Below are 22,940 nucleotides of genomic sequence, written 5' to 3'. Positions count from 1 at the left end.
GGCCAGGATATCATCCAGACTGCGTTCCAGGGCGCGGCGCTTGCGGGCCAGGGTCGAGGCGGCGAGGGTCCCGATCCCGTCAGCCAGGGCAAAGGCCCGGTGCAGCCACAGCTTGAGGCGGGAGGGCAGCACATCCTCGCTCACCTCATCGGCATAGGCGACGTCACGAGCGAGATGGGCCAGGCAGGTCTGATGGGCGTCGGCGTGGCCCTGTTGAGCGCTATAGCGATCGGAACACCAGACCTCGGGCCGGTGCCCATCCATCATGGTCCGGACCACGATGGCGCCGCGGGTCGGGGAGGCGTGATGGACCACCGCGTTGGGGCAGCGAAACACCCAATGGTAGGCATTCGAGCCTTCGATCCGGACGCCGGTCTCATCGGAAGCGACGACCCGGGCCTGGCGCAACGCCGCAATGGCCTTGTCGCGCTCGGCCACGAAAGCATTCTGCGCCCGGCGCAGCAGGTTCATGAGCCCGCCCTGGCTGAGGGTCAGCCCAAACAGATCGGCGAATGCGCTTTGCAGCCGCTCATAGGACAGAGCCTGGAAGGTCTTGAGATAAGTTGCCATGGCATGGACGCGGGGCCCGAACGGTGTCCCCTTGGCGGCGTCCGGCACGGGCGCGACCACCCGCGTTCCACAGGCTGGGCAGTTCACCGCCAGGCGCCGATGCTGGGTGACGCGGGGCGCCACCTCTGGCAGGTCAATCTGCTCGTGGATGCTGATCGTCTCCCCCGGCAGCCCCGCCATCAGGACGGCTGAGCAGCAGGAGCACCGGTCAGGACGGTGCTCGACCACCTCATCGGGCGTGGTGCTGATGAGCCGGCTGTGACCTTCATGGCCCGGCTTGGCGCCACCGGGTTTGGCCTGATCCCGCCGCTCCTTGCGATCGGTCGCGGGCGGCTTGGACGATGTGCGCGAGGTCTTCTGCGGCCGCTGCAGCCGCAGCACCAGCTCGATCAGCTCTTCCTTGCTCAGACGCTCAAGATCGCTGCGGCCCATCACACCAGGGAATCAGTGAATTCCCGTTCGCGCAAGGGCCTGGGTAATTACATTCGCTCGGACAGACTGGTGAGTCGGTCCGATGGACATCCAACACCTTTCATCAGCGGCCTTGCGCAAACGCCGCCACAAGCTCGCGCACGGCTTGCCGCCCATCGAGTAGGTGCTGCGAGGCTCGCTGATCGAGACTTACAAACGATATGGGCACCTAAACTGCTACTGCATAACCCGGACCGGGTCACGGTCCGAAGCGAAATCTGTCCATCACTCAGCTCGGCGGTCGCCCCCGAAGGGACTACGTTCCAAATTACGCCTATCCGCGAGCCGCGCAATTGATCGCCACTTTCCCGCAAGCTACGCGGCGCGCTCGACGAGATTGGCGCGATCAACGCAGAACTCTGCGACGACGCGCAGAGATTGGATAGACCCTCGTAGCCCAACATAAGAGAGTAGAGGTCACTCTTGTTGAGGCAGTGCAGAGGGCGAAACACCCCGCATGGGTCGAGCTGATACGCAACGCGGCCGATGCATGTATATTACAACAGCCAAGGTTAACATCTCATAGTTGGCCGGCGTCATGCGCCCCAGCAACCCCGTCTTATGACCTTGGAAGACGCCATAGTCGTGGCGCGGCGAGTAAGCGACCGTCATCGCACTTTAGGCTTGACCGGGACCCGCAACAAGCGCATCTGCCTTTCCACCCGCAGTCTGCTTTGGCAGAATGCGGATCCACTGGAACTTTGAACCCCATGCCAAGCGACAGTCACAGTCGATTGACCACGCCGTCACGGGCCTGTGCAGGCACCTGATCTCTTGATCGGCTCACCTGCGACCGGCCCTTGACGGCTGGTCGGAACCGAGGTGAGCCCATGACCCTCCATATTCGGCGCCTCCGTGCGTCCCTCCGCGCGCCTGCCGCGCCCGTGCCTGTCTACCAGGACCGTTCCCTGGCTTACGTGCTCTGGCTGCTCCTGTTTCTCGTCTTCGCCCCAATGATTGGGGTGCATGTTGCCTTTCTGCTCTACCCCGATATGGCAGAGGCCCGGTCTGTCCAGGACAGGAGCAACTCCCCCGGAAAGCACGGCTGAGGAAGGCTGTCATGATCCGGGTCTACGACTGCTCCCAGAACAACTATGACGTGCTCGTGTCGGGTACCACGAGCCTGCCCGAGAGCGCCGTCTGGATCGACCTCGACCGCCCCTCTCCTGAGGAGGAACAGGCGGTCGAGGCCCTGCTTAACCTTGACCTGCCCACGGCCGACGAGATGAAGGACATCGAGCCCTCCTCCCGCTTGTACGTGGAGAACGGCGCAACCTACATGACGGCTGGCGTGCTATGGGGCGTGGAAGTTGGTACGCCGGAAGTCACCCCCGTCACCTTCGTGCTCACGAACGGGCGCCTGGTGACGATGCGCTATGCCGAGCCGCGCTCCTTCCGGACGGTCGCCAACTACATCAAGACCCAACCTGACCTGTGCACCAGCGGGGTCATGACCCTCATTACCCTCCTGGAAGCTAATGTCGACCGCATCGCTGAAGTGCTGGAATGGGTTGGCGGAAGTGTCGATCAGGTCTCCCGGGAGATCCTTGAGCGCAAGCGCCGGGCTAAGCACAAGGCCGCCTCCACCAAGGGGCTGGAGGAGGTGCTTGATGCGATCTCGGTAGACCACAATGTGACGGTAAAGGCGCGCGAAAGTCTCGTCAGCCTTGGCCGTATGATCAGCTTCCTGGCCTTGACCCAACAGGTCAGGACCAGCAAGGAGGCGCGCGAGCACGTCAAGAGCCTAGGCCGCGATGTCGCTTCGCTGACGGATCATGCCACCTTTATCGCCAGCAACATCAACTTCCTGCTCGATGCCTCGCTCGGCCTCATCAACCTGGAGCAAAACCAGATAATCAAGATCTTCTCCGTGGCGGCGGCCTGCCTGATGCCCCCGACCTTGATCGCATCGAACTACGGTATGAACTTTGAGCACATGCCGGAATTAGGGTGGCTGTTCGGCTATCCGGCATCCTTGGCGATGATGGTGGTCTCAGCCATCATCCCGTTCGTCTACTTCAAGCGTAAAGGTTGGCTTTAGGACAGACTGGGCCATGCCTCTTTAAGGGACCAGCCGAGAGCTGCGGGGATATCCTGGCGCAGGCCTATGCTCGATCCCGGGGCCTTCCTGATGGTGTTCACCCGGATCATCGGCTTGACGCGCGGTGACTTCCGACCGCGCTTCCGAACAACATCGCGGAGTTGCGCTACATAGTGCATCGAAACCCTTGCACTTGGCAGGTGCTCCGACTATTACGATACACAGTGAAGCCTAATGTGGCAGCTAACGCTGCCGGACCCGCGAAGGTATTGTCGTGACCCTATCCCGCCCAGCCGGAAGGCCGCGCAGTGAAGAGGCGAGGCGAGCCGTTCTTCGAGCTGCCTATGCCATCCTCGTCGAACAGGGCCTCACCGCCTTCTCGATCGATGCTGTCGCATTGAATGCCGGCGTCGCCCGGACCACGATCTATCGATGGTGGTCCAGCAAGGGCCTGTTGGCCGTCGAGAGCTTCATGGAGGTTGTGGCACCCCGGTTCAGCTTTTCGGCAACGGCATCGGCCGCCGACGATCTTCGCGCGCTGCTGCACTCGGTGGCGTCCGTCATGAACGGCGAGGCCGGACGGATCATCGCATCCATCCTGGCCGAGGCGCAGGGCGATCCCAACACCCACCAGGCCCTCCTCGACCACTACTCAAATCCCTTGAGACGCGCGAGCATCAAGCTTCTTCAGGCCGGCATCGACAGTGGCGAATTCCGCGCGGATCTTGAACTTGAACCCGTTCTCGATGCCGCATTCGGTGCCCTTTATCTCCACCTGCTCCTGGGCTGGAGGCTTGACCGGGTCTGGGTCGACCAAGTTGCGGACACGCTGCTGAACGGCTGTCGGCAGAAGCCTCCCCTCCAACCATTCGCATCGACGAACAACAGGTGACATCCATGGATATCGAGGACCGAGCGTCGAAGAAGTCGGGCTTGCGGGATGAGCTGCTTCGCCACTATCGCGACATGCTGCTCATCCGCCGCTTCGAGGAGAAGACCGGCCAGCTTTATGGTACCGGCGCGATCGCCGGCTTCTGCCATCTATACATCGGACAGGAGGCCATCGCGGTCGGCATGGTCGCCGCCGCCGGCCCGAACGATACCTTCATCACCAGCTACCGGGACCACGGTTTCATGCTGGCGCTCGGCATGGACCCGAACCGTGTCATGGCGGAGCTGACCGGACGCCGTGACGGCTACTCTCATGGCAAAGGCGGATCGATGCACATGTTCGCCCGTGAGCGCAACTTCCTCGGCGGGCATGGCATTGTCGGCGCCCAGGTGCCGATCGGCGCCGGAGTCGCCTTTGCCCACAAGTACAAGGACGACGGCAACATCTCGCTCACGTTCATGGGCGATGGCGCCGCCAACCAGGGGCAGGTCTACGAGACCTTCAACATGGCCGCGCTGTGGAAGCTGCCCTGTGTGTTCGTCATCGAGAACAACCAGTACGGTATGGGTACTTCGGTGTCGCGCCACGCCGCCGGACCCGGCCACTACTTGCGAGGCGAGGGCTACGGCATCCCGGGCAAGCGCGTCGACGGCATGGATATTCAGGCCGTGAAGGCTGCGGGGCTCGACGCGGCCGAGCATGCCCGCTCTGGCAAGGGTCCGATCCTGCTTGAGATGATGACCTACCGCTACCGCGGTCATTCTATGTCAGACCCGGGCAAGTACCGCACGCGCGAGGAAGTCGACCAGATGCGGCATCGACGAGATCCGATCGATCATGTCGGCAAGTTCCTGGTGGACCGATACGGCCTGACGAAGGATGTGCTCAAGGCCGAAGAAGAGGACGTGCGCAAAATCGTCAATGCAGCGGCGGAGTTTTCGCTAGAGAACCCGGAGCCCGACGCGTCGGAGCTTTGGACGGACGTTTACAAGGTCAGCTGAAGAGGCCGGAGCAGAACCGGCGGTCACCAGTACACCGACAACTCATTCCCCACATCCGCTGTCAATTTTGCACCTCATGATAGGACTGGGCGATTTGGATGCCGACTTGTGCACTTCATGTGAGACTGGAAGCCTTCTCAGTCTCACATGAAGTGCACATAGGAGCAGGGCTCCTTAGTTGCCTGCGGCGTGCCATGTCCCGCATCTCCTCTCGGGAGTTGCCTCCGGCCAGGGGAGCCTGCCAGGCCCTCGATGTGAGTTTCGCCACGCGTCGTCAGGTCGCATGCACGCGGTTGGCAGTCTCACATGAACTGCAAATGGTTTCAAATGCAACACCGCCTTTTATCCCATTCAGCCGTCCGACTCGATAGATCGGCATGCTACTGTCGCAGTCACTCCGAAGTGGAGGCGATAAATGCACTTAGCGCACGTAGAGCGTTTCGTCGTTTTCCAGGCGCAGAATGAGTGGTTGGTCACATGCAGAGATCGGACACAGATCACCTTTTCCACGCGGGAGGAAGCTGAGACCTCGGCCTTGAATGCCGCAGACGCCTTGCCACTCAAGGACATTCTGTTTCCATTCTGATTAGGCCAGATGCGCCCGACACTGATACCCAGCATACGAAGGTGCTGATGGGACATACTCCTCAATTCAAGCCAAGCTAACGGTCCTACCCGCACCTTTCCAGGCGTTATAGGCCAGGAGCCGCTGCAACGGAGGACAAGAAGAACAGTCGTCTACCTGGCACTGCGAATGGCAAGAGCTTGATCAAGACCGCACAGGCTGCTCAGGTCAGAGAGCATGTTTGTGGCATCCTCGCCTGACTCAAGTCTCATGCTCCACAATCTTCGCGCAAGACCAAGTAATCCCCGAAGAGATCGGAGGCGCGAGGCTCTCGAATGGGATCTTTATCAGTGGATAGTCTTGTCAAGAGGAAGCGAGCAAAGAAGCGTTCCGTTGGAGGATACGATGTTGAGCCGCCAACCAACCCAGTCATCAAACACGCTGAACTCCCGGCGCAATTCGCTGATGGCCTTCTCTGCTTCAGTTTTTGCCGTCTTCAGATCAGAGACCTCAACGCCTGTGTCATCCAGAATGGCCTCGTCGCCGTTCACGAGGTGAAAGAAACAGCGCATGTTCGCCCCCGGCATCCGGTGGTTCATTTCCCTTGGTCGCGTACAACCTTCAAAGGAAAGCTGTCGAGAGCCACCCAGCCAACATCAGGATGGGGGCACGGCACCAGATAGGCCCGACCATCCTCCAGCTTCTCAACTCGGCACCGGAGTGCCCTCTGATCACCTGGAGGGCGGTATACAACGATGGAGCCAATCTCGATCTGATCGCCCGAGCCTGCCCCTCCCTGATGATCCAAGATGTGAGTGTCAGAGGGTACGCTCTGATGTGCGTCCGGCTCCTTACTTGCCCTGAAGCGATCGAGGGCCGCGATCGCGACACGGGCGCGGTCTCGATAACGGTCGCTCACGACCCGCAAGAGGAGGTCACGGCTGCGTCCGGGATACCAGGAGGCTCCGCCGACTTTGGCGAGGTCATTCGCAACCGCTTCGATTTCTTCCTCAGTCATGTCTTGCCAACCTCTGCCTTTAGATATCGGGGTAACCCGAAGTATGTAGAAGAGTAACGCCTAGCTTCAGAAAAGAAGCAGAATGGCTTAGCCGAAGTCAGGACCTTTTGTGCGGGGACCCTCTCAGGACCAGTGCAAGATCTGTTCCAGATTATTTGCTCATATGGCCGTCATTCCGGCACGTCAGCAGCGGCTTACGCTCCCTGATTTCGCGTGACAGGTGCAATGGAGACGCTCTGGGCAATGTCCCACACGAAGCTGGCCAGTTCGCGCGCAATCGCGGTGGCTACCTTGAGCAACGGCTTGCCGGCGGCCATCAGGCGCCGGAGGCGTTGGCACAACCGAACCTGCGCCCGCCAGGCTACCGCTCGGATCTCGTCCGGCAACCCTCCCACCCGGGCGCGATAGCAGACCGCCTCGCGCGCCGGCAAGCGGTAGGACCAGCCCGCCTCGATCAGCATCGTGCGGGCATGCCCGTTGCCGCTCCTGGTAAGCCCACCCCGCCGCCGGCGGGTGCTGCTCGACCGTTCCGATGGCACCAGCCCAAGCCAGCTCATCAGCTGCTTCGGTCAGATTGTACGGGAAGGCGATGTGACGCGCGCGTGGTTGATTGCCGGCTTCGGCGCTCGCACGAGACGAGTCACCCTTGTGGCCCAAGCCGTTACGCTTGAGCAGACGCTGACGGACGCGGCGATCACGATGCTCAACAAGCTGATCGGCCACTTCTTCTACGCGCGTGCCCACATGCGGCGCAGGAAACGGTATGTTGAGGCCCACCAAGATACGACCAAGGTGCTGTGTCTCTTCCGGACAAACCTGCTTCATCTGGCGGCCTCGATTAAGACACGATCGGGGCATCATCGGCAACCCTCAAGCGGCTGGCAGCCTCTCGCAATCCCAGCCAGCTCGCCCGCGCCCTCCGCGAGCTCGGACGCCTCGAGCGCACGCTGTTCATGATCGAGTGGTATTCCGACTCTGCGCTGCGGCGGCGTTGTCAGGCTGGTCTCCACAAGGGCGACGCGACCCACAAGATGAAACGGGCCGCGGACCTTCCCCGCCGCCAAGCACGGACGATCCAGTCTAATGTTCTCAAACACGTGTCGCCTCTGAGTTGAGAGCACATCAATCTCACCGGCACCGCTGCCCGGCGAGCAGCCTGTGCTCGTAGACGGCTTCCGCCCCCTGCGACTGACCAAGATCCTGGCACGCGCCGCATAGCCCAACGGCAGAGCCGATGGTCAGGTCCGTTATTGGTTCTACCTTAGCGCACAAACAGGCATAGATCTTGCGCTGCCCTCAACGTGGGGAGAGCTACTGATGAGCGGTCTCTTTCCTCTCAATTCATGTTCGCAGCGGAAAACGCACGCTGATCGAACCCACTAACGAAACAGTGAGATAGACGGGCATGGGACCAAAGGTCGATTCAGGTACATACGATAACGCAATTCCGGCTCAGGCTGATGTCGTAGTCATCGGTGGGGGCATCGTCGGAACAAGTACGGCCTTGTTCCTAGCCCGGAAAAACATCTCGGTCGTGTTGTGCGAAAAGGGGCACATCGCAGGTGAGCAGTCGAGCCGCAATTGGGGCTGGGTCCGCAAGCAGGGCAGGGATTCCCGAGAGATCCCTCTCATCATCGAAAGCATGCGCCTGTGGACGGGAATGAACGAACTTGTTGGAGCTGAAACTGGCTTCCGCACAACGGGGATCCTCTATGTCTGCGACACCGACGAAGATGCTGCCAAAAGAGAAGCTTGGTTGGAACTGGTACGTCCCTATCAGCTGGATACCCGCCTCATTGGCTCCGAGGAACTCAGCAGCCTGATGCCTGGCGCAAACAGGCGCTTCAAAGGAGCGCTTTATACAGCATCCGACGGGCGCGCTGAGCCGCAGAAAGCGGCGCCAGCCATCGCCCAAGCCGCGCGGCGTGATGGCGCGACAATCCTGACCCAATGCGCAGTGCGGGGCGTCGAGACCACGGCCGGCCGAGTCACCCGTGTCGTTACAGAGAAGGGGCCAATCACATGCAATGCTGTCGTCCTTGCAGGTGGGGCCTGGTCCCGATTGTTTTGCCATGATCTTGGAATTAGACTGCCACAATTGAAGGTCTGCTCATCTGTCCTGCGCACCGAAGCCCTGGAGGGCGGCCCAATCAGCGCTGCTAGGCTTCCGAAAGTTGCCTACCGCAAGCGCCTGGACGGCGGGTACACAATTGCGAGCGTAAATGCTAATATCGCCGATATCGTCCCAGATACGTTCGCTTTCTTTAGGGACTTCCTTCCAACATTGCGGATGGAGTGGAAATCGCTCCAGCTGAGGCTCGGCCGTCGCTTCTATGACGAGTGGTCAATGGCGGAGAAGAAGCCCATCGACCAAATCTCACGCTACGAGCAGGCGCGCGTGCTCGATCCCGAGCCAGAGGCTACCCTCAACGATCAAGCTCTCGCAGCGATGAAAGCCGTGTTCCCAGTGTTTGAAAAGGCGAGGGTTGCCCAGCAATGGGCAGGCATGATCGATGTGACGCCTGATGCCGTACCGGTGATTTCTCAAGTCGACGGGATTTCGGACTTCGTGATCGCCACTGGCTTTTCCGGGCATGGGTTTGGGATCGGTCCTGGAGCCGGTCAGCTTGCCGCCGATCTCGTGACCGGAGATCCGCCGATTGTGGACCCCACGCCGTTTCGCTTTTCGCGGTTCACGGATGGATCCCGCCCGCGGCCCGAAGTGGCAGTGTGAACAAACATGCCTATGAAGCGATCCGGATCAACCAGCAAACACAGCGTTGTATCACCCAGGCAGCGGCGATGATCCGGTGTAGATCCGAAGATCGGAACTGGGGTTGCGAGCGAAACAGGAGGAAGCCAGATGAGTGACTGCATGAAACGGCCATATCATCATCTATAAGCAAGCGATATTGCCGATATGGGGAGACGCTCGGGAATAAGCCGGCGCGACCTACTCCACCTTGGCCTTGTAGCTGGAGCGGCGACTCTGGTCAAGCCGAGCAGGGCACCGGCGGCATCGTCATGTCTGGATAGCGCCCGTTTGGCAATGTGTGGAATCAAGCCGAAGTGCGACGAGTGGTGGGTGATCGGTCCGTGGTCGGTCAGGAGTTGCCAGGGCGGGGCTGGTCAGGGATGCACAGCTCTCGCAGTCGCGCATCCGGCGAGCTCATCAGAAGCTCTTTGGGCATGCGATAGCCCAAGCAGTTGCGTGCGGCTTCATTGAGCCGATCACAGATCCCAAGCAAGACCTCCTCGGGCAAAGCAGCAATGTCCGTGTCCTGCGACAAAAGATGGCGTCGACACCCCGGTCCACAATCACACGCCTGCCGTTCGCGCTCATGACTTCCATGCGACCGTGGTCGGGTGTGAGAGGCTGCATAGGTGCAGCCGATGCAGGCTGCGCGACTGCACCACGAGACGCGGGAACGATCAGTTCCGGAACAAAGCCGTCGGTCGAACGGCTGACGAGCCTTCCTTCCCGCGCGGCCCTGCGCCACCCGTTCAACTGCCAGCGCGTGATCCCATGGCGCTGCACCGTTGCGGTGACCTGGCGCAGGCCGCTATAGCTTTCCGCCACAATCGCCAGCTTCGCCTCATCAGTGAACCGCCGCCGGCGACCGCTCTCGACGATCTCCATCCTGCTGACGCGCCCCGGGCGAGCATCCATCATGTCCATGCCTAAAGCACTGTCTATATTGACGTCTATATAGACAGACCATCCACAGTCTCACTCACTAGCGCAATGCGTCCTTCCTCGGATGCGTACTTCTACAGAAACTGCAGAAGCGTTCATCGGGAAGGACTAGGCATGAATCATCGACCGGAACACTCTCATGTGAGGCAATCGGGGGCCCTCCACCCCATCAGAGCCGGCGACACTATGCGGTCAATTAACTCCCAGACGGTGAACCGACTGTCTCCCGACTACGCTTGTTTGATGGCTAGAACTGCGTTCGTCCCGCCGAAGGCAAACGCGTTGCTCAGAGCCACGCGCACCTTGCGCTCGCGTGGCACATTAGGTGTGACATCGAGATCGCAATCAGTGTCCGGCTCACGATAATTGGCAGTCGGGGGCACGACGCCCTCACGGATCGCCATCACGCAGGCGATCAGTTCGAGCGCGCCCGACGCGCCGAGGCAATGCGCGTGCATGGATTTGGTGGAAGAGACGGACATCGTATAGGCATGGTCGCCGAAGACGCGCTTGATCGCTTCTGTTTCGGTTTGATCGTTGGCCTTGGTGCCGCTGCCATGCGCGTTGAGGTAGTCGACAGCGTCCGCATTCAGCCCGGCATCAGCAAGGCAGGCGCGCATCGCGCTTTCCGGTCCCTGGACAGTCGGCGCGACGATGTTGTAGGCGTCGGCGGAAAGGCCTATGCCGGCGATCTCGGCAAGGATCGGGGCACCGCGGGCTGCGGCATGCTCGTAACTTTCCAGCACGGCCATGCCCGCCCCCTCGCCCAGCACCACACCCCGCCGGTCGGCGGAGAAGGGCCGGCAGGTATCCGGCGCAAGCACCCGAAGCGCCTCCCACGCCATCAACACCCCCCAAATGAGCGGCGCGTCGCTGCCGCCGGCAACCATCACGTCGGCTCGGCCGAGCCTGATCTGATCGACCGCCGAAGCAAACGCGTGGTTGGCCGAGGAACATGCGGAGGTGACGCCGAAGACCGGCCCACGCAGACCAAGGCTCATGCTGACCTGGCCTGCGGCGGCGCTCGGCATCACCTTGGGTGCAGTGAAGGTGGCGGCACGGCTCTCGCCACCCAAAAGGAGGGCCCTGTAGTTTTGCTCGATCGCCTCCCAGCCACAAACGCAAACGCCCACAACGGCACCGAAGCGATGAGCATTTTCGGCATCGGGGGAAAGTCCGGCCTGACCCATGGCTTCGCGTGCGGCAAGCACGGCGAGCAGGCTGAAACGGTCCATGGAGACGAGTTGCTTGGGGTCGATGTCGTGCTCCGGCAGCGCCTTAATCTCGGCGCCAATCCTGACTTTAAGCCCATAAAGCTCAGAATTGGTGATCAGGCCGATGGCCGAGCGGCCTTCGCGCATCTCTCTCCAAATCGAGGCGGCGTCGGTGCCCAGCCCGCACAGCCCCCCTATTCCGGTAATGACGACACGTCTGTCCATTTAGGCCTCCTTAGCGAGCAAGCCGCGGACAGTCTCCACGATGTCGCCGATAGTTCTGAGATTCGACGAAGCTTCGGCGGCGGCCAACTCGATTTGGATGCCATAGGACCGCTCCAGGTCAATGATGAGGTCAGTCAAACCCAGCGAATCGAAGCCGAGTGAGGTCAGTTCTGTGGCGGCCGTTATCTCGCCGCTTCCCGATATAGCCACGGCCGAAATCGCCCAGTGGGCCGACTCGACGTGATTCTCAATCTTGGCGATGATTTCCTTCGTAAGTTGATCTGCGCTCATGTTTCTTCCTATCATGCGTTCAACGCTGACGCGGCGCGATCCCTCAACCGAGCCGCGTCGCGAAAATTGCCCCTCATCCCGGTCGAGTGATTGACTAAGGCACTTGGTTATAAAGATTTGAACAGTTGCAACTCATATTCCGGCATAGTCTCCACCGCACGTCAGAGCGCTTGCAAAGTCCCCGTTGTCAGGTCCGTATTGGGCACCCGTCACGCGACGAGGGCGGTGGCGCGATCGGTGCGCGTCAGGTGCTGCTGTCTATGCAACGTTGCAGAAGGTTCGTAAAATTGAATCTTTCGATGGAACACATCCACGCGATGGATTGCTGCACACCATGCATCTCACGGGCTTTGTTGCATTAACCTGGAAATTGCAAGACGCACCCAGTTGATTGAGGCACTCACACTGCAAGGCCGAATAGCTGGTTCACAAGACGGATCTCGCCTGTCACGCCGGCCTGTCTGGACGTAATGGCTGCGGCGGATCATGCGCATGACCTCAAAGCCCTAAAGGGTCGCAGAATCTGCTCTCATTCTCTGGAAGCCGCGCGTCGCGCCGGATAAGATGCCTGAGCGCTCCGGGACCCACCTCGATGATGTTGTTAAATATTCTGAGGTGCGGCGTTCAACATCCCTCTACAGCAGGCCTCCCCGCTGCAGGCGCCGGGTGGCCGTGGTATAGGACGCCGGTTTATCGTCTGTTCTGGATGACGGTGAATAGTCTCTAATCGTCCTCAAGCTTTGCGCAGAAAGCGCCAAGCCGCTCGGGTGTTCCGGCCCTCTGACAGGATGAAATCAATCTTCGGACTGTGTTTGTCGACCGCTCGGAACCGATACGTCCAGCGCCTCCAACCCGCACATAAGTTTCATCCACGCTCCACGAGCCGGACCGGTGCCCCTGATGCTGGCGGACCGACTTCTCGATCACAGGCGCATAGCACTGCACCCAGCGGAACATCGTGGGCGGGTCGACGTAGACACCACGCTCTTGCATCATCTCGGCGAGATCGCGGTAGCTGATCCCGTACTTGCAGTACCTGCGCACACACAGCAGGCTGATCTGAACCGGATAGTGGCGCCTCTTGAACAGAGACAATGGAGCGGCTGCTTAGTCAGCCGCCCCCATTAAACTGCCAAGGCTAATGCAACGGAACCGCCCTTCTACAACTACAAAAAACTGAAGGGCGGTAACGCCGACGCCGCCGACTGCCGGGACGGCGCCCGCCGCTACGCCCTTGAATACATCACATGTGTCAAAAGCCTATGGATAATATTGATCCGGCTCGGGTGCTCTTGAAATCCGCGGTCAGTTGCCCCAAGTCGGCGGGATGAAGCATGTGGATATGCGCAAGCTGCCAGCAGCCGCGCAAGAGGAGCGCCGGCGGCAGGTGATCGGCCTGCGCGAGAGCGGGCTGACCTATGAGGCCATTGCCGCGCAGGTAGGTCTGACCCGCACCGGCGTCTTCGACATCTGCCGCCGCTTCGCCGAGCAGGGCCGGGCGGGGTTGGCCAGCGGGCCGCGCGGCCCGGCCCCTGGCACGGGACGGTTTCTCGAGGCCGAGCAGGAAGCGCAGGTCCGCGCGCTGATCCGCCGGCACACGCCTGACGAACTCGGTCTTCCGTTCGCCCTGTGGAGCCGGGCAGCGGTGCGGATGCTGATCGAACGGCAGTGTGGGGTCCGGCTGGCGGTGCGTACGATGAGCACCTACTTGGCGCGTTGGGGCTTCACGGCCGAGACACCGCTCCGACGGGCCTATGAGCCCTCACCGAAGGCCGTACTGCGCTGGCTGCGGCAGGAGTATCCGGCCATCGTGGCGCAGGCCAGACGGGAGAAGGGCACGATCTTCTGGGGGACGAGACCGGCCTGCGCTCGGATGATGGGCGCGGCCGCAGCTTCGCCCCCTAAGGCCGGACGCCGGTGGTGCGCCCCAGCCACAAGCGCGCGAGGCTGGGCCTGATCTCGGCTGTGACCAACAAGGGCGAGCTGCGCTGGATGGTGCTCGATGGTGCGCTCAAGGCCCCGAGCCTGATCCGCTTTCTCGGGCGGCTCATCCAGGATGCCGACGGCAAGGTGTTTCTGATCTGGGACAACCTGCCGGTCCATCGGGCCCAGGCGGTGCGGGACTGGTTGGCCGAGCGCACGGAGCAGATCGAGGTCTTCTCCCTGCCATCCTATAGTCCTGAGTTGAACCCGGACGAGGGCCTGAACGCTGACCTGAAACAGACTATGACCCGCAAGCCGCCCGCCCGCAGCAAGCCCGAACTCAAGCGTGCCCTCATCAGCCACATGCGCCGGCTTGCCAGGTTGCCCGACCGGATCCGCAGCTACTTCGAGCATCCGACTTTCCGTTATGCCGCGTAGTTCAAGATTACCCAATCCGGATCAGTAAGTGAGTGCGTCTGCGTTAGGCAGTGCGAGCAAGATGAAGCCGCCGCCGAGGGCGCACGCCAATGGCGTCATTCACCACTCTTGTCTATTGTAAATTCCCTGTATTTTGCGATCGGTATGGCCGCACGATCGCCGTCGCTTTGCGTGACAGCCATGTTGCCGAGTAAATCGCGCGGATCGTTCACCATTACGGCGAGGTTATGGCGCGTCGAGCAGCCAAGCGTCTGTTCGACGGATACCTCGTCAGATAACGGACTGAAAAGTGACGGGCATACAGGAGGGCGGGCAAGATAGAGGATCGCCTCTATACGCGCTACACGGCTGCTGTGTTGGCTTAACAATTGGATGTTATATGTGCTGATCCCCATCTGTTTCGCCTGATGGACTGCCTCTGCGCCGAGCCTGGGCGACCCACTGATAAGCAGATGAAGCGCATCAAGCCGACCACGGCTGGCCCTCTGAAGGAAAACTCGCAACCGCTGCCGTTCCGAGGCGTGGAGCCCCTCTAAAGTTAGAACGGTGGTCTCCTGCCGGATAAGGGTGGGTGCCGACGGCTCCACACGGATCGGCGGGCTTGCGCAACCACTTAGACTTGCTGCTAGAGCAACCAGGTGAACTTTGATCCGCAATTTCATTTGAACACAGCTATTCGATAATATAGCCGACGCCGCTCTTGGCGCCTGGCACGCCCGTGCGAACTGTCACGCGGCCTCGCGGCCGAGTGGGCGAACCCGATTTAGCCTCCCCACCATCCGAACGCGACCCCATTCGATCCGTTGGCGCGCTCATCTGGACGGGGCTCGACCCTGGTCTTACGATGTACGGAGTAACCAGAATAACCAGTTCTGATTCCTCCTTTTGGAATGAGGAAGAACGGAACAGGGCGCCAAGGATCGGCACCTGCCCGAGCCCGGGAAATGCACTGATGTTATTGCTGGTGGTACGCCTGATGAGCCCACCAATTGCAAAGCTCTGCCCACTGGCGAGCTCGACGACCGTATCGGCGCGGCGGGTGGAAATTGCCGGCACGGAAATTCCGTTGATTTGAATGGCGCCTTGTGACGTGAGGTCACTGACTTCGGGTTTTACCCGAATATTGATCTGCTTGTTGTCGAGGACGGTAGGTAAGAATTCAAGGCTCACGCCGAAGTGCCGAAATTCAATTGAGACTTGCCCATTTTCCCGCGGCACAGGAATGGGAAATTCGCCGCCGACAAGGAAGCGAGCGGTTTCGCCGGAAATCGCCGTGAGGTTCGGCTCAGCTAAGATAGAAGCAATGTTCTCTTTAGCGAGTGCGTCAAGAACCGCGCTGATGTTGATGTTACCATCGTTGTATCCGATTTCTGCTGTACCGCCACCTTTCCCAGTTCCTGAGCCCGCACGGTTGCCGCCGCTTAACAAACCCACCTTGAAGTTGCCGATTTGACCGAGGGCGGACAGGTTAATACCGAGTTCGTTCATCGCCCCACGGGACACTTCCGCAACGCGCACACTCAAATTCACCTGCAAGGAGCCAGCGACTTTAATGTTATTGACGACCTGGGCGCCTTCCCCGAGATATTGCTCGGCGATCCTTTTCGCCGTGTCGACAGTTTCTGCGTCGGGCGCTGTACCGCTAAGGATTGCGCCGCGTGGAGTATATTTGACTCGGATCGGATAGTCGCCAACCTGATCCCTCAACATATCCCGCAGATCCTCAATCGGTTCCGTGACGACAATCTGCAACTCGGCGAGGGCCTCACCCCTGTCGTTCAACGCGAATAGGGTTGTCCGCCCTGATTTCTTGCCAAAGACGAAGATGGTTTCATTTGAGGGTGCCTGATAATCCGCAACAGTCGGGTCCGCAACAAAAATGGTCGCGGCTGACGCTGGCAGATGAACTGTCTTCCCGAGCGACGAGGAAAGCTTCAGCGTGGCATTGATGCTACCGGACGTTGCACGCCGCGGCCCTTTATCCCCGTTGCTTTGAGCCACGGCAGAAAGCGGAGATAGCAGCAGGAGGGTGCAAAGGAGAGGGCCCAAATTCGGACAACCGATAGCCCTCAGGCAGTCGACGAGGGTCGGCCACCGATTGATGTCAGGATCACGAGTTGTAAGCATTTCCAAGACAGATTCTTTCACAGTCACCAATCATACGGATGTCGCCTTAGGTAATTGAATAACGTACCCAACTCCCCGCACGGTCTTTATCCGTGGCGTCGCACCTGACCTACTCAGATGTCCGCGCAAGCGATAAATTCCGACTTCAAGTGCGTTGGTAGAGACTTCGTCGTTGAACGGATAAAGGTGATCCTCCAACTGCTCACGCGGCACGATGCGGCCCGCGCGATTAAGCAGATGCTCAAGAATACATAGCTCGCGGCGTGCTATGATCACTGGGTCGCCTGCAACGAAAACCTCTCTGCTGATCGGGTCGAAGTTGAGGTTGCCGAATACAAGGACGGGGGCGGCCACCTGTCTTACCCGGCGCTGAATGGCTCTCATTCTGGCGATGAGCTCAACAGGAGAGACCGGCTTGAGCACAAAATCGTCTGCCCCGCCATTGAAAGATTCAATTCGCTTCTCGCAATCATCGAGACAACTCATAATGACGGCAGGAACTGAATGCCCCCCGCTCCTTAGTTTCCTCAGCCAGTCCAAGCCATTGCCATCAGGCAGAGCCAACTCTAGCAGGAGAATTTCGTAGCTCGCGCAATAAAATACGTTAGAAGCCTCTTCCAAAGTACAAGCTATATCAACGGCAAAACCGCTATCCGCGAGCGCGCCGCGCACCGCGCGTGCAAAGTTCGTATGGTGATCAACGAGCAGCGTTCGCATTTCGTCTCAAATTCAAAATTGAGTTGTAAATTGAGCACGTCACCGTCGGCTACGAAACCTGGATAGCGGCAGAGGTTAAGCAACTCGTGTCAGTAGCCTTGACCGCCTGTTCGGAGAGGTAGTCGCAGGAGCATTTCAGCGACTGCAATAGTCGCTGATAGAAGCCTGTGAAGACCCTTTGCGGATCGAGACTGCCAGTCCGCGACCCAGAATGCCACCTGCCCCGACTATGACACCCCCCTGCATCGATTCCCCTGCGTGCCGTCCCCGGCGTTCATCAGCCCAGCGTGTCCAGCGCCCATGATTCGACGACTGAAAGGGTTAACCGCGAGAAGCCGACTGGAGAAATCCATAGTTCTGATCGGCCACATTCAAGCCCTGGATCGACCCCGTCTATTCCAGGTCAGAGTGATCTGACAGTCGACACGCTGTCACGACATTGGACGCAATCGCAATACACTGAGGCGAGCTCAGCTAGGGCCGGGGGATCTGCCGGGCAGCAAGCTTAATTGCCGCTGCTCTCACGGCAACCAAGTTATCTACAGGATTGTTGGCGTCGTCAGGTGGCAACCCCTGTCGGACCGGCAAGTCGCTACACTGTAGCGCCGGGAATATCGCAGCTATAATTCGGCCGGCGTTACGATGATCGCCTGAGGCGCCGGTAAAACGTCCAGCGAGGAATGGTTGCATGGTCGGCTGAGATGCGGCGTTCAGCCATCATCTCCTCAAGATTGCGCAGGCTGAGATTATAGGACCGGTACCAGCCCAGGCAGAGCAGGATTACCGACCGATCAGAATGACGACTTTTGAACACCATGCACCTCCAGAGGTTACGCACTTATCCACCGATGACTGAGGAATATCGTGTCGCGGCGTGGGAAAGTAGCCGCATGAAGATCGACCAGGACAAGATCGGCGAGGCGGTCATCGCTATGCTGTAGCTGACGTTGCACGATAGATGGATCCTAAGCCTGGATTGCCTTCGACTGGGCAATGACGAGAAGTCTTCATCTGCGACTGGAACTGCTTCGGAAGATGGAGAGCACGGCAATGACGCAGGAGAACCTCCATGCCCCACACACGGTTTCGGAGAGAGTTTCAGGATGACGCGGTGCGGCTCGCCCTGACCAGCGGGCCAGCTATGATGGAATTTAGGTGATGGGGCCGATCAGGCGGCGCTGTGTGTTGGCATCGGAATGACCTCGCTGCCATCCTGGAATTTGACACCGGCGATCACCTTCGGCAACTGGTTTTCGCCCATTAGCCGGCGCCAGGTTTTCGAAGCCGCCATGATGAGCTTGAACACCATCAGCCGGGCGGTGGTCGGCGACAACGAGCCCTTGGTGCGCACGGTCCGGTGCCGGACCGTCGCGAACACGCTCTCGATTGGGTTTGTAGTCCGCAGATGGATCCAATGCTCAGCCGGCCAATCGAAGAAGGCCAGCAGCGCCCGCTGGTCCTTGCGCACGCACTCCACGGCTTTCGGATAGCGCGCCTGATAGGCTTCAGCGAACAGATCGATGGCGACCTCGGCCTGGGCTCGTGTCGGCGCGAGATAGATCTCCCGCAGCGCCACCTTCATGCCGGGCTGCACCGATTTCGGCACCTTGTTGAGCACGTTGGCGGTCTTGTGCNGAAAGAGTTCGTCGAGCGCCTTCCAGAAGCCGAGAGCTCCATCCCCGACAGCGATCCGGGGCAGGACGGACAAACCCCGCCGCTTGATCTCGACCAGAAGCTCGCGCCAGCTCTGGGCGCTCTCGCGCACGCCGGCCTGGAAGCCGATCAGTTCCTTCTTGCCCTCTGGGGTGGCGCCGATCAGCACCAGGATGCATTCGGCCTGATCCGTCATGCGGGCCTGGAGGTAAACTCAATCTCCTCGACCAGGACTTCTCGGCCCAGCGCCGAACCAGAAACGGGCGGCGGATCTGTTATACGTGTGGGCGAACGAGGGCAGTCACTATCTGGCCATGATCCTCGATCTCTTAGCCCGACGAGTGGCTGGCTGGGCGGTGAGCGACTGGTTGCACCAGGAGCTGGCCCTGGAGGCACTGCGCTATGCGCTAGCGATCCTGCGATGGACCTGACCGACCATCCGGACAGCAAACTGTTCTGACCAGTGTTCCTATGCGCCGGACCCTCAGAGCGATAGACCTCTTAGAGTGGCTGGTGCCACAAGGTGTCCTGGTGTGGCCTGACCCACACTCTGATCGACCAGATCCGTGTCTTTCGTCGATCTTGTCGGCTGCCCAGGAGCCTTGCGGTCCGGTTTGCCTCACCGCCGCACTTGCCACGAAAAGGGCCTGACGTTCTCTTGCGTTACAGCGCTGTCATGGACGCAGTCTTGGCGAACCGTCGATCCACGACTGAGCCAGGAGAGCCGGTATGGAAGGTGGTCAGGAGCGTGTGCCTCATCTCGTCGTAGGTGGTGTTGACATGCATAAGGATCTTTACCTCGCCGACGTTCTCGATTAGCTCGATCATGCGCTCCCCGCCGAGAGCTTTCCCACAACGCGACAGGGATACAATCAGATGCCCGCCTGGATGGGCTCCTTCGGCTCCTTGTAAGGGCGTCGACTCTGAGTCAACAGGGACCTATGGGGCCAAGCTCCTGCTCAATACGCAGAACGCAGGCCTCGAGATTCTGGAGATCACACCCCCGGATCAGCATGATCGCCGCAGGCGTGGAAAGAACGAGGATCGCGAAGCTCAGATTGCAGCGCAAACTGCCCTTGCCGGCAAACGGACTATCACGCCCAGAAGCCGGGATGGCACGGTTGAGTTCCTGCGTGTCATCAAGGCGAGCCGCAAGCCGGCGGTGGCGACACAGCGAATCGCGTTGCAGAGGACTCAGAACACCATCGTCTGCGCGCCGGACAGTCTGCGGGGTGTCCTGCGTGGGATGACACGCATGCTACTGGTCAGGACGATGGCCGCGTGGCGGCCTGATCAAACCGATCACCATAACGCGGAATCCGCCTAGTGTATCAACCCGAACTCGCTAGCCGTTCGCTACCCCGAGTGGCACGAAGAGACTTCCGAAATGGATGTGATAATCGGAGCAATTGTCGATGAACTCGCCCCGCATCAATATTGTCCGACGGCCTGTCAGGCGGAGCCGACCAAATACAGCATTCGGATCTCATTGTCCGAGAAAAGCAATCGCTTCAACAACACCGCTGTCGAGACCTTCTTCAAGACTTCGGAATCCGAGCTGGACTGACGCACCGTCTTTCAGCCGAATTCCGAGGCCAAGCAGCCGATCGGCCGTTACATTGATGGCTGTTACAACCCCGTCCGGCGTCACTCAGCGCTCGACTACATTAGTCCGGATCACTTCGAAAGGTTAGCCGGATAGTTACCACGCTGCCTCCCACAAATACGAAGCAGCGTGGTAACTATCAACGGCGGCCTCGCCAATTGCCGGCATATCAGAGAGCCAGTATCTACGGCGCAATCGAGTTGGCGGCGCGACGCTCAACGTTCTCACGCGCTCGCCATTCCAAAACACACATCGCAGGGCGCTGATGGTTCGCTCTGCTGTGGCCCGCAGAATTTGTCAACTGGCTTCCTAGTTCGAGGTACACTACTTTCTCAAGGGCCAAATGTGAACGTACTTTGCCCGCCAGGTAAATGCCGGAACAAGAAAAGGGCGGTGTGCCGATCACCCTTGTACCTTGGAGGCTCAGGCCGCAAGGCGAGCTTCCAGGTTGTTTAAATAGTCTTCGGCATAGGTTTGTGCGACGGAAATCGGCAGATCGATCCCAGCCGTTGCAGCCTCTTCCATTACCTTTTTGACCAGCCCGTTGCGGATTGCCAACTTTACCTCGGGCCCTGCGACAAGGCTGAGCGCTTGCGCTCCGATACTAATCCCAGCTTCTTCCAGCGCAAGCTTCATATTGCCTCCGGTAATGGCAGTGCGGAGAAGATTTGCTGCCTGCGCCTCACACGCAAGCGCCATTGAGACGGCATCGGCCACTTGGCCAAGCACTGGAACGAAGCTCAACAAACCCACCGCCGTCGCCGCCCAATCGAGCACTGGCGACACTATCTTGAGCGCGTCCCCGACGGCGTGAATAAAAGCCCCACCGTTTTTCTTCGGTGACTTGGTGTCAGGCTGGTCCGTCCGGCCCGCCAGCATATCCGAAACCGCGTTTTGTTCCGCAGCGGTTTCGGGCACATGGGTCTTTGACTGCTGGACCGTGCGGTTCGCCAGCGACATGCTTTGGTAGAACTGAGCAAAGTCTTCATTGCTGATGTCACCGGAGTCGACCGTGTGGCCACCGCCGAAGTCGAAGAATGAATTATTGGTCTCATAGCCTGTGATCGCATTGTTAAGCTGACTGAACAGCAGAGGATCAGAGAGCAACTGAGAGGCCGCCTCCTGCACTTTCGGGTCGAGGCTTTTGTCCTCCGCCATCCTCGCGAGCTTGTCACGCGTCAGGTCACCGCTTCCAAAGAAGGCGTCCTGATTGCTCTTAATTGTTTCTAACGTCTCAAGCTCGGTACGCGTGAGACTCATCGACGAAGAAGCGACTTGAAGAAAGTCCTCTTTGTGCACCTTGTCTATTCCACCACCATATAACTGCTTCCATTCATCCGAGTGGCTGACGAAGTACTGAGCCGCCGCAATGACCTGGGGTGGACATTTGCCAGATTTTGATTCACCCTCGACGATCTGCTTGAATTCAGCCAGACTCAAGTTTTCGGGCAGGTTTTCAGAGTATCGGTAAAGCTCGCGTAATGCGTCGCTCCGAGTCATGGCGGACGGCTGCGGATCACCCGTGCTGTCGGATGGAATGTAGTTCTGAACGTAGCTTTGTGCCTGCTTATCCTGAAATTCGGCAACTTGGGAGTGATGGCGGGAGAATCCGGACAAGTCCTTCGCCGTGATCTTGCCACCGCAGCGGCCATCGCCCTGCGAGCCGATCGCATAAAACAGCTCTGGATCCTGCTGCAATCCCTTGATCGCCGCTTTCAAATCCGGGGGCGTAGAGGGATCGTTGGCTTTATCTGCCAATGAATCCCAACTGAGTGGAGCTTGGTCCTTGTGGCGGTTCAGCACTGCTACAATCTCCAACTCGGCCTGGGTCAGTGAGCCGCTATTCCACGTGATTCTCTCGCTTTTAACGGGCGCCTGTGCAACAGAAGGGTTGGCGATCTCAGAGGGCTCCGGCCCCCGATCCATCGACTCAATAGCTACCCTCATATTTTGCGGCAGCAGGTCCAATGGGTGCTGGGCCAAGTACTCCAACGACGACTCGGCATCTGACACGGATTCCGAATGCTCCCGGGACAATGCTCCCGCCGTCGAAGCGGATTCCCGCGCCAGCGGGTCACGGAGTTCCGACGGACAGGTCTTGTCCTCTAGCAGGGACATGATCAGCATCGCCTCAAACCGAGATGCGCTTTGCTGAGTCTCGTCGAAAGCCGATACCGGCTCTGACCTTGTCTGAGCGGACTGCGAGAAAAGGATGTTGGCGTTACTGACTGGCATTGTGGCTCCTCAGACATGAAGTTGCATCCGCGACAAGGGCGTCACGATATGTAGTCACCAGCGATAATGGTGATGAGCATTCGCCGGGTTACCAACTCCTCCACAACCGTGCTCTGAGTGCACTGCTTGTTGATCGCCCCACATTCTCTTTCCAGCCCACCTGGCCGACGATCGCTGCGTCCCGAATCTCATCATGACCGGTTCAGCTTTCGACAACCTGACTAACTCCAAAGAATCGATTCAGGATGCGGCCGCG

At 59.5% G+C, this 22,940-nt stretch carries 14 protein-coding genes and 9 pseudogenes; 9 read left to right on the top strand and 14 right to left on the bottom strand.

Annotation, left to right across the window (positions count from 1 at the left end):
* A partial coding sequence (gene tnpC, locus DDF70_RS28595; protein ID WP_114948108.1) for an IS66 family transposase occupies positions 1 to 1,002 on the bottom strand: 1,002 nt, incomplete at its 3' end.
* An 869-nt stretch (positions 1,003 to 1,871) separates the two neighbouring features.
* Here tnpC and DDF70_RS28590 point away from each other — a divergent pair.
* The 4 genes from DDF70_RS28590 (at position 1,872) to pdhA (ending at position 4,975) form a co-directional block, all read left to right on the top strand.
* Entirely contained in the window at positions 1,872 to 2,090 is a 219-nt protein-coding gene (locus DDF70_RS28590) for a hypothetical protein (RefSeq protein ID WP_114948107.1), read from the top strand.
* An 11-nt stretch (positions 2,091 to 2,101) separates the two neighbouring features.
* On the top strand, positions 2,102 to 3,082 hold the full coding sequence (locus DDF70_RS28585; protein ID WP_114948106.1) for a magnesium transporter CorA family protein: 981 nt from the start codon (positions 2,102 to 2,104) through the stop codon (positions 3,080 to 3,082).
* Between the two features lie 274 nt (positions 3,083 to 3,356).
* Positions 3,357 to 3,974 carry a TetR/AcrR family transcriptional regulator gene (locus tag DDF70_RS28580; protein WP_114948105.1) on the top strand — a complete coding sequence of 206 codons (618 nt, stop codon included), beginning with the start codon at positions 3,357 to 3,359 and terminating at the stop codon, positions 3,972 to 3,974.
* 5 nt (positions 3,975 to 3,979) lie between these two features.
* Positions 3,980 to 4,975: a pyruvate dehydrogenase (acetyl-transferring) E1 component subunit alpha gene (gene pdhA / locus DDF70_RS28575; protein ID WP_114948104.1), complete on the top strand. Its 996-nt coding sequence runs from the start codon at positions 3,980 to 3,982 to the stop codon at positions 4,973 to 4,975.
* 912 nt (positions 4,976 to 5,887) lie between these two features.
* On the opposite strand, the gene DDF70_RS28570 is transcribed toward pdhA, so the two are convergent.
* Both DDF70_RS28570 and DDF70_RS28560 read right to left on the bottom strand, forming a co-directional pair.
* Positions 5,888 to 6,139, bottom strand: a complete 252-nt coding sequence (locus DDF70_RS28570; protein ID WP_245435678.1) for a DUF6894 family protein — start codon at positions 6,137 to 6,139, stop codon at positions 5,888 to 5,890.
* A 613-nt stretch (positions 6,140 to 6,752) separates the two neighbouring features.
* Positions 6,753 to 7,127 (bottom strand): annotated as a pseudogene (locus DDF70_RS28560) (transposase); the annotation flags it as partial.
* A 244-nt stretch (positions 7,128 to 7,371) separates the two neighbouring features.
* Here DDF70_RS28560 and DDF70_RS28550 point away from each other — a divergent pair.
* Together DDF70_RS28550 and DDF70_RS28545 are read left to right on the top strand one after the other, a co-directional pair.
* Positions 7,372 to 7,776, top strand: a pseudogene (locus tag DDF70_RS28550) (Tn3 family transposase); the annotation flags it as partial.
* 187 nt (positions 7,777 to 7,963) lie between these two features.
* Complete coding sequence (locus DDF70_RS28545) at positions 7,964 to 9,292, top strand: NAD(P)/FAD-dependent oxidoreductase (RefSeq protein WP_114948099.1); 1,329 nt, start codon at positions 7,964 to 7,966, stop codon at positions 9,290 to 9,292.
* Between the two features lie 564 nt (positions 9,293 to 9,856).
* Here DDF70_RS28545 and DDF70_RS28540 read toward each other — a convergent pair.
* The 4 genes and pseudogenes from DDF70_RS28540 to DDF70_RS39345 form a co-directional block, all read right to left on the bottom strand.
* A pseudogene (locus tag DDF70_RS28540) lies at positions 9,857 to 10,237 on the bottom strand (transposase); the annotation flags it as partial.
* A gap of 248 nt (positions 10,238 to 10,485) precedes the next feature.
* A complete protein-coding gene (locus tag DDF70_RS28535; protein ID WP_114948098.1) occupies positions 10,486 to 11,694 on the bottom strand; it encodes a beta-ketoacyl-[acyl-carrier-protein] synthase family protein in 1,209 nt (402 codons plus the stop codon).
* Positions 11,695 to 11,985, bottom strand: a complete 291-nt coding sequence (locus DDF70_RS28530; protein ID WP_114948097.1) for an acyl carrier protein — start codon at positions 11,983 to 11,985, stop codon at positions 11,695 to 11,697.
* Positions 11,986 to 12,718: 733 nt separating this feature from the next.
* Positions 12,719 to 12,817, bottom strand: a pseudogene (locus DDF70_RS39345) (DDE-type integrase/transposase/recombinase); the annotation flags it as partial.
* A gap of 495 nt (positions 12,818 to 13,312) precedes the next feature.
* Here DDF70_RS39345 and DDF70_RS28520 point away from each other — a divergent pair.
* Positions 13,313 to 14,346 (top strand): annotated as a pseudogene (locus tag DDF70_RS28520) (IS630 family transposase).
* Between the two features lie 95 nt (positions 14,347 to 14,441).
* Here the strand turns inward: DDF70_RS28520 and DDF70_RS28515 are convergent.
* From DDF70_RS28515 to DDF70_RS38365, 6 genes and pseudogenes are all read right to left on the bottom strand, one after another.
* Complete coding sequence (locus DDF70_RS28515; RefSeq protein WP_114948096.1) at positions 14,442 to 15,008, bottom strand: CpaD family pilus assembly lipoprotein; 567 nt, start codon at positions 15,006 to 15,008, stop codon at positions 14,442 to 14,444.
* Between the two features lie 10 nt (positions 15,009 to 15,018).
* Positions 15,019 to 16,473 (bottom strand): type II and III secretion system protein family protein, encoded by a 1,455-nt coding sequence (locus DDF70_RS28510; RefSeq protein WP_114948095.1) that lies wholly within the window; start codon positions 16,471 to 16,473, stop codon positions 15,019 to 15,021.
* 30 nt (positions 16,474 to 16,503) lie between these two features.
* Entirely contained in the window at positions 16,504 to 17,190 is a 687-nt protein-coding gene (locus tag DDF70_RS28505; protein ID WP_114948094.1) for a winged helix-turn-helix domain-containing protein, read from the bottom strand.
* Positions 17,191 to 17,857: 667 nt separating this feature from the next.
* Positions 17,858 to 18,004 (bottom strand): annotated as a pseudogene (locus tag DDF70_RS37640) (IS6 family transposase); the annotation flags it as partial.
* Positions 18,005 to 18,358: 354 nt separating this feature from the next.
* Positions 18,359 to 18,824 (bottom strand): annotated as a pseudogene (locus tag DDF70_RS28495) (transposase); the annotation flags it as partial.
* A 1-nt stretch (position 18,825) separates the two neighbouring features.
* Positions 18,826 to 19,057, bottom strand: a pseudogene (locus tag DDF70_RS38365) (transposase); the annotation flags it as partial.
* Positions 19,058 to 19,124: 67 nt separating this feature from the next.
* Here DDF70_RS38365 and DDF70_RS37030 point away from each other — a divergent pair.
* The gene (locus DDF70_RS37030; protein ID WP_162820740.1) at positions 19,125 to 19,274 is read left to right on the top strand and encodes a hypothetical protein; all 150 of its coding nucleotides are present in this window, start codon (positions 19,125 to 19,127) and stop codon (positions 19,272 to 19,274) included.
* Positions 19,275 to 19,572: 298 nt separating this feature from the next.
* Positions 19,573 to 20,272: pseudogene (locus DDF70_RS38360) on the top strand (IS110 family transposase); the annotation flags it as partial.
* 600 nt (positions 20,273 to 20,872) lie between these two features.
* Here DDF70_RS38360 and DDF70_RS28480 read toward each other — a convergent pair.
* Entirely contained in the window at positions 20,873 to 22,684 is a 1,812-nt protein-coding gene (locus tag DDF70_RS28480; protein WP_114948091.1) for an HrpF/NolX family T3SS translocon protein, read from the bottom strand.
* Positions 22,685 to 22,940: the final 256 nt, after the last annotated feature.

Source organism: Microvirga calopogonii, assembly GCF_003347665.1.
Lineage (GTDB): Bacteria > Pseudomonadota > Alphaproteobacteria > Rhizobiales > Beijerinckiaceae > Microvirga > Microvirga calopogonii.
This window is presented reverse-complemented; position numbering and strand designations above follow the sequence as displayed.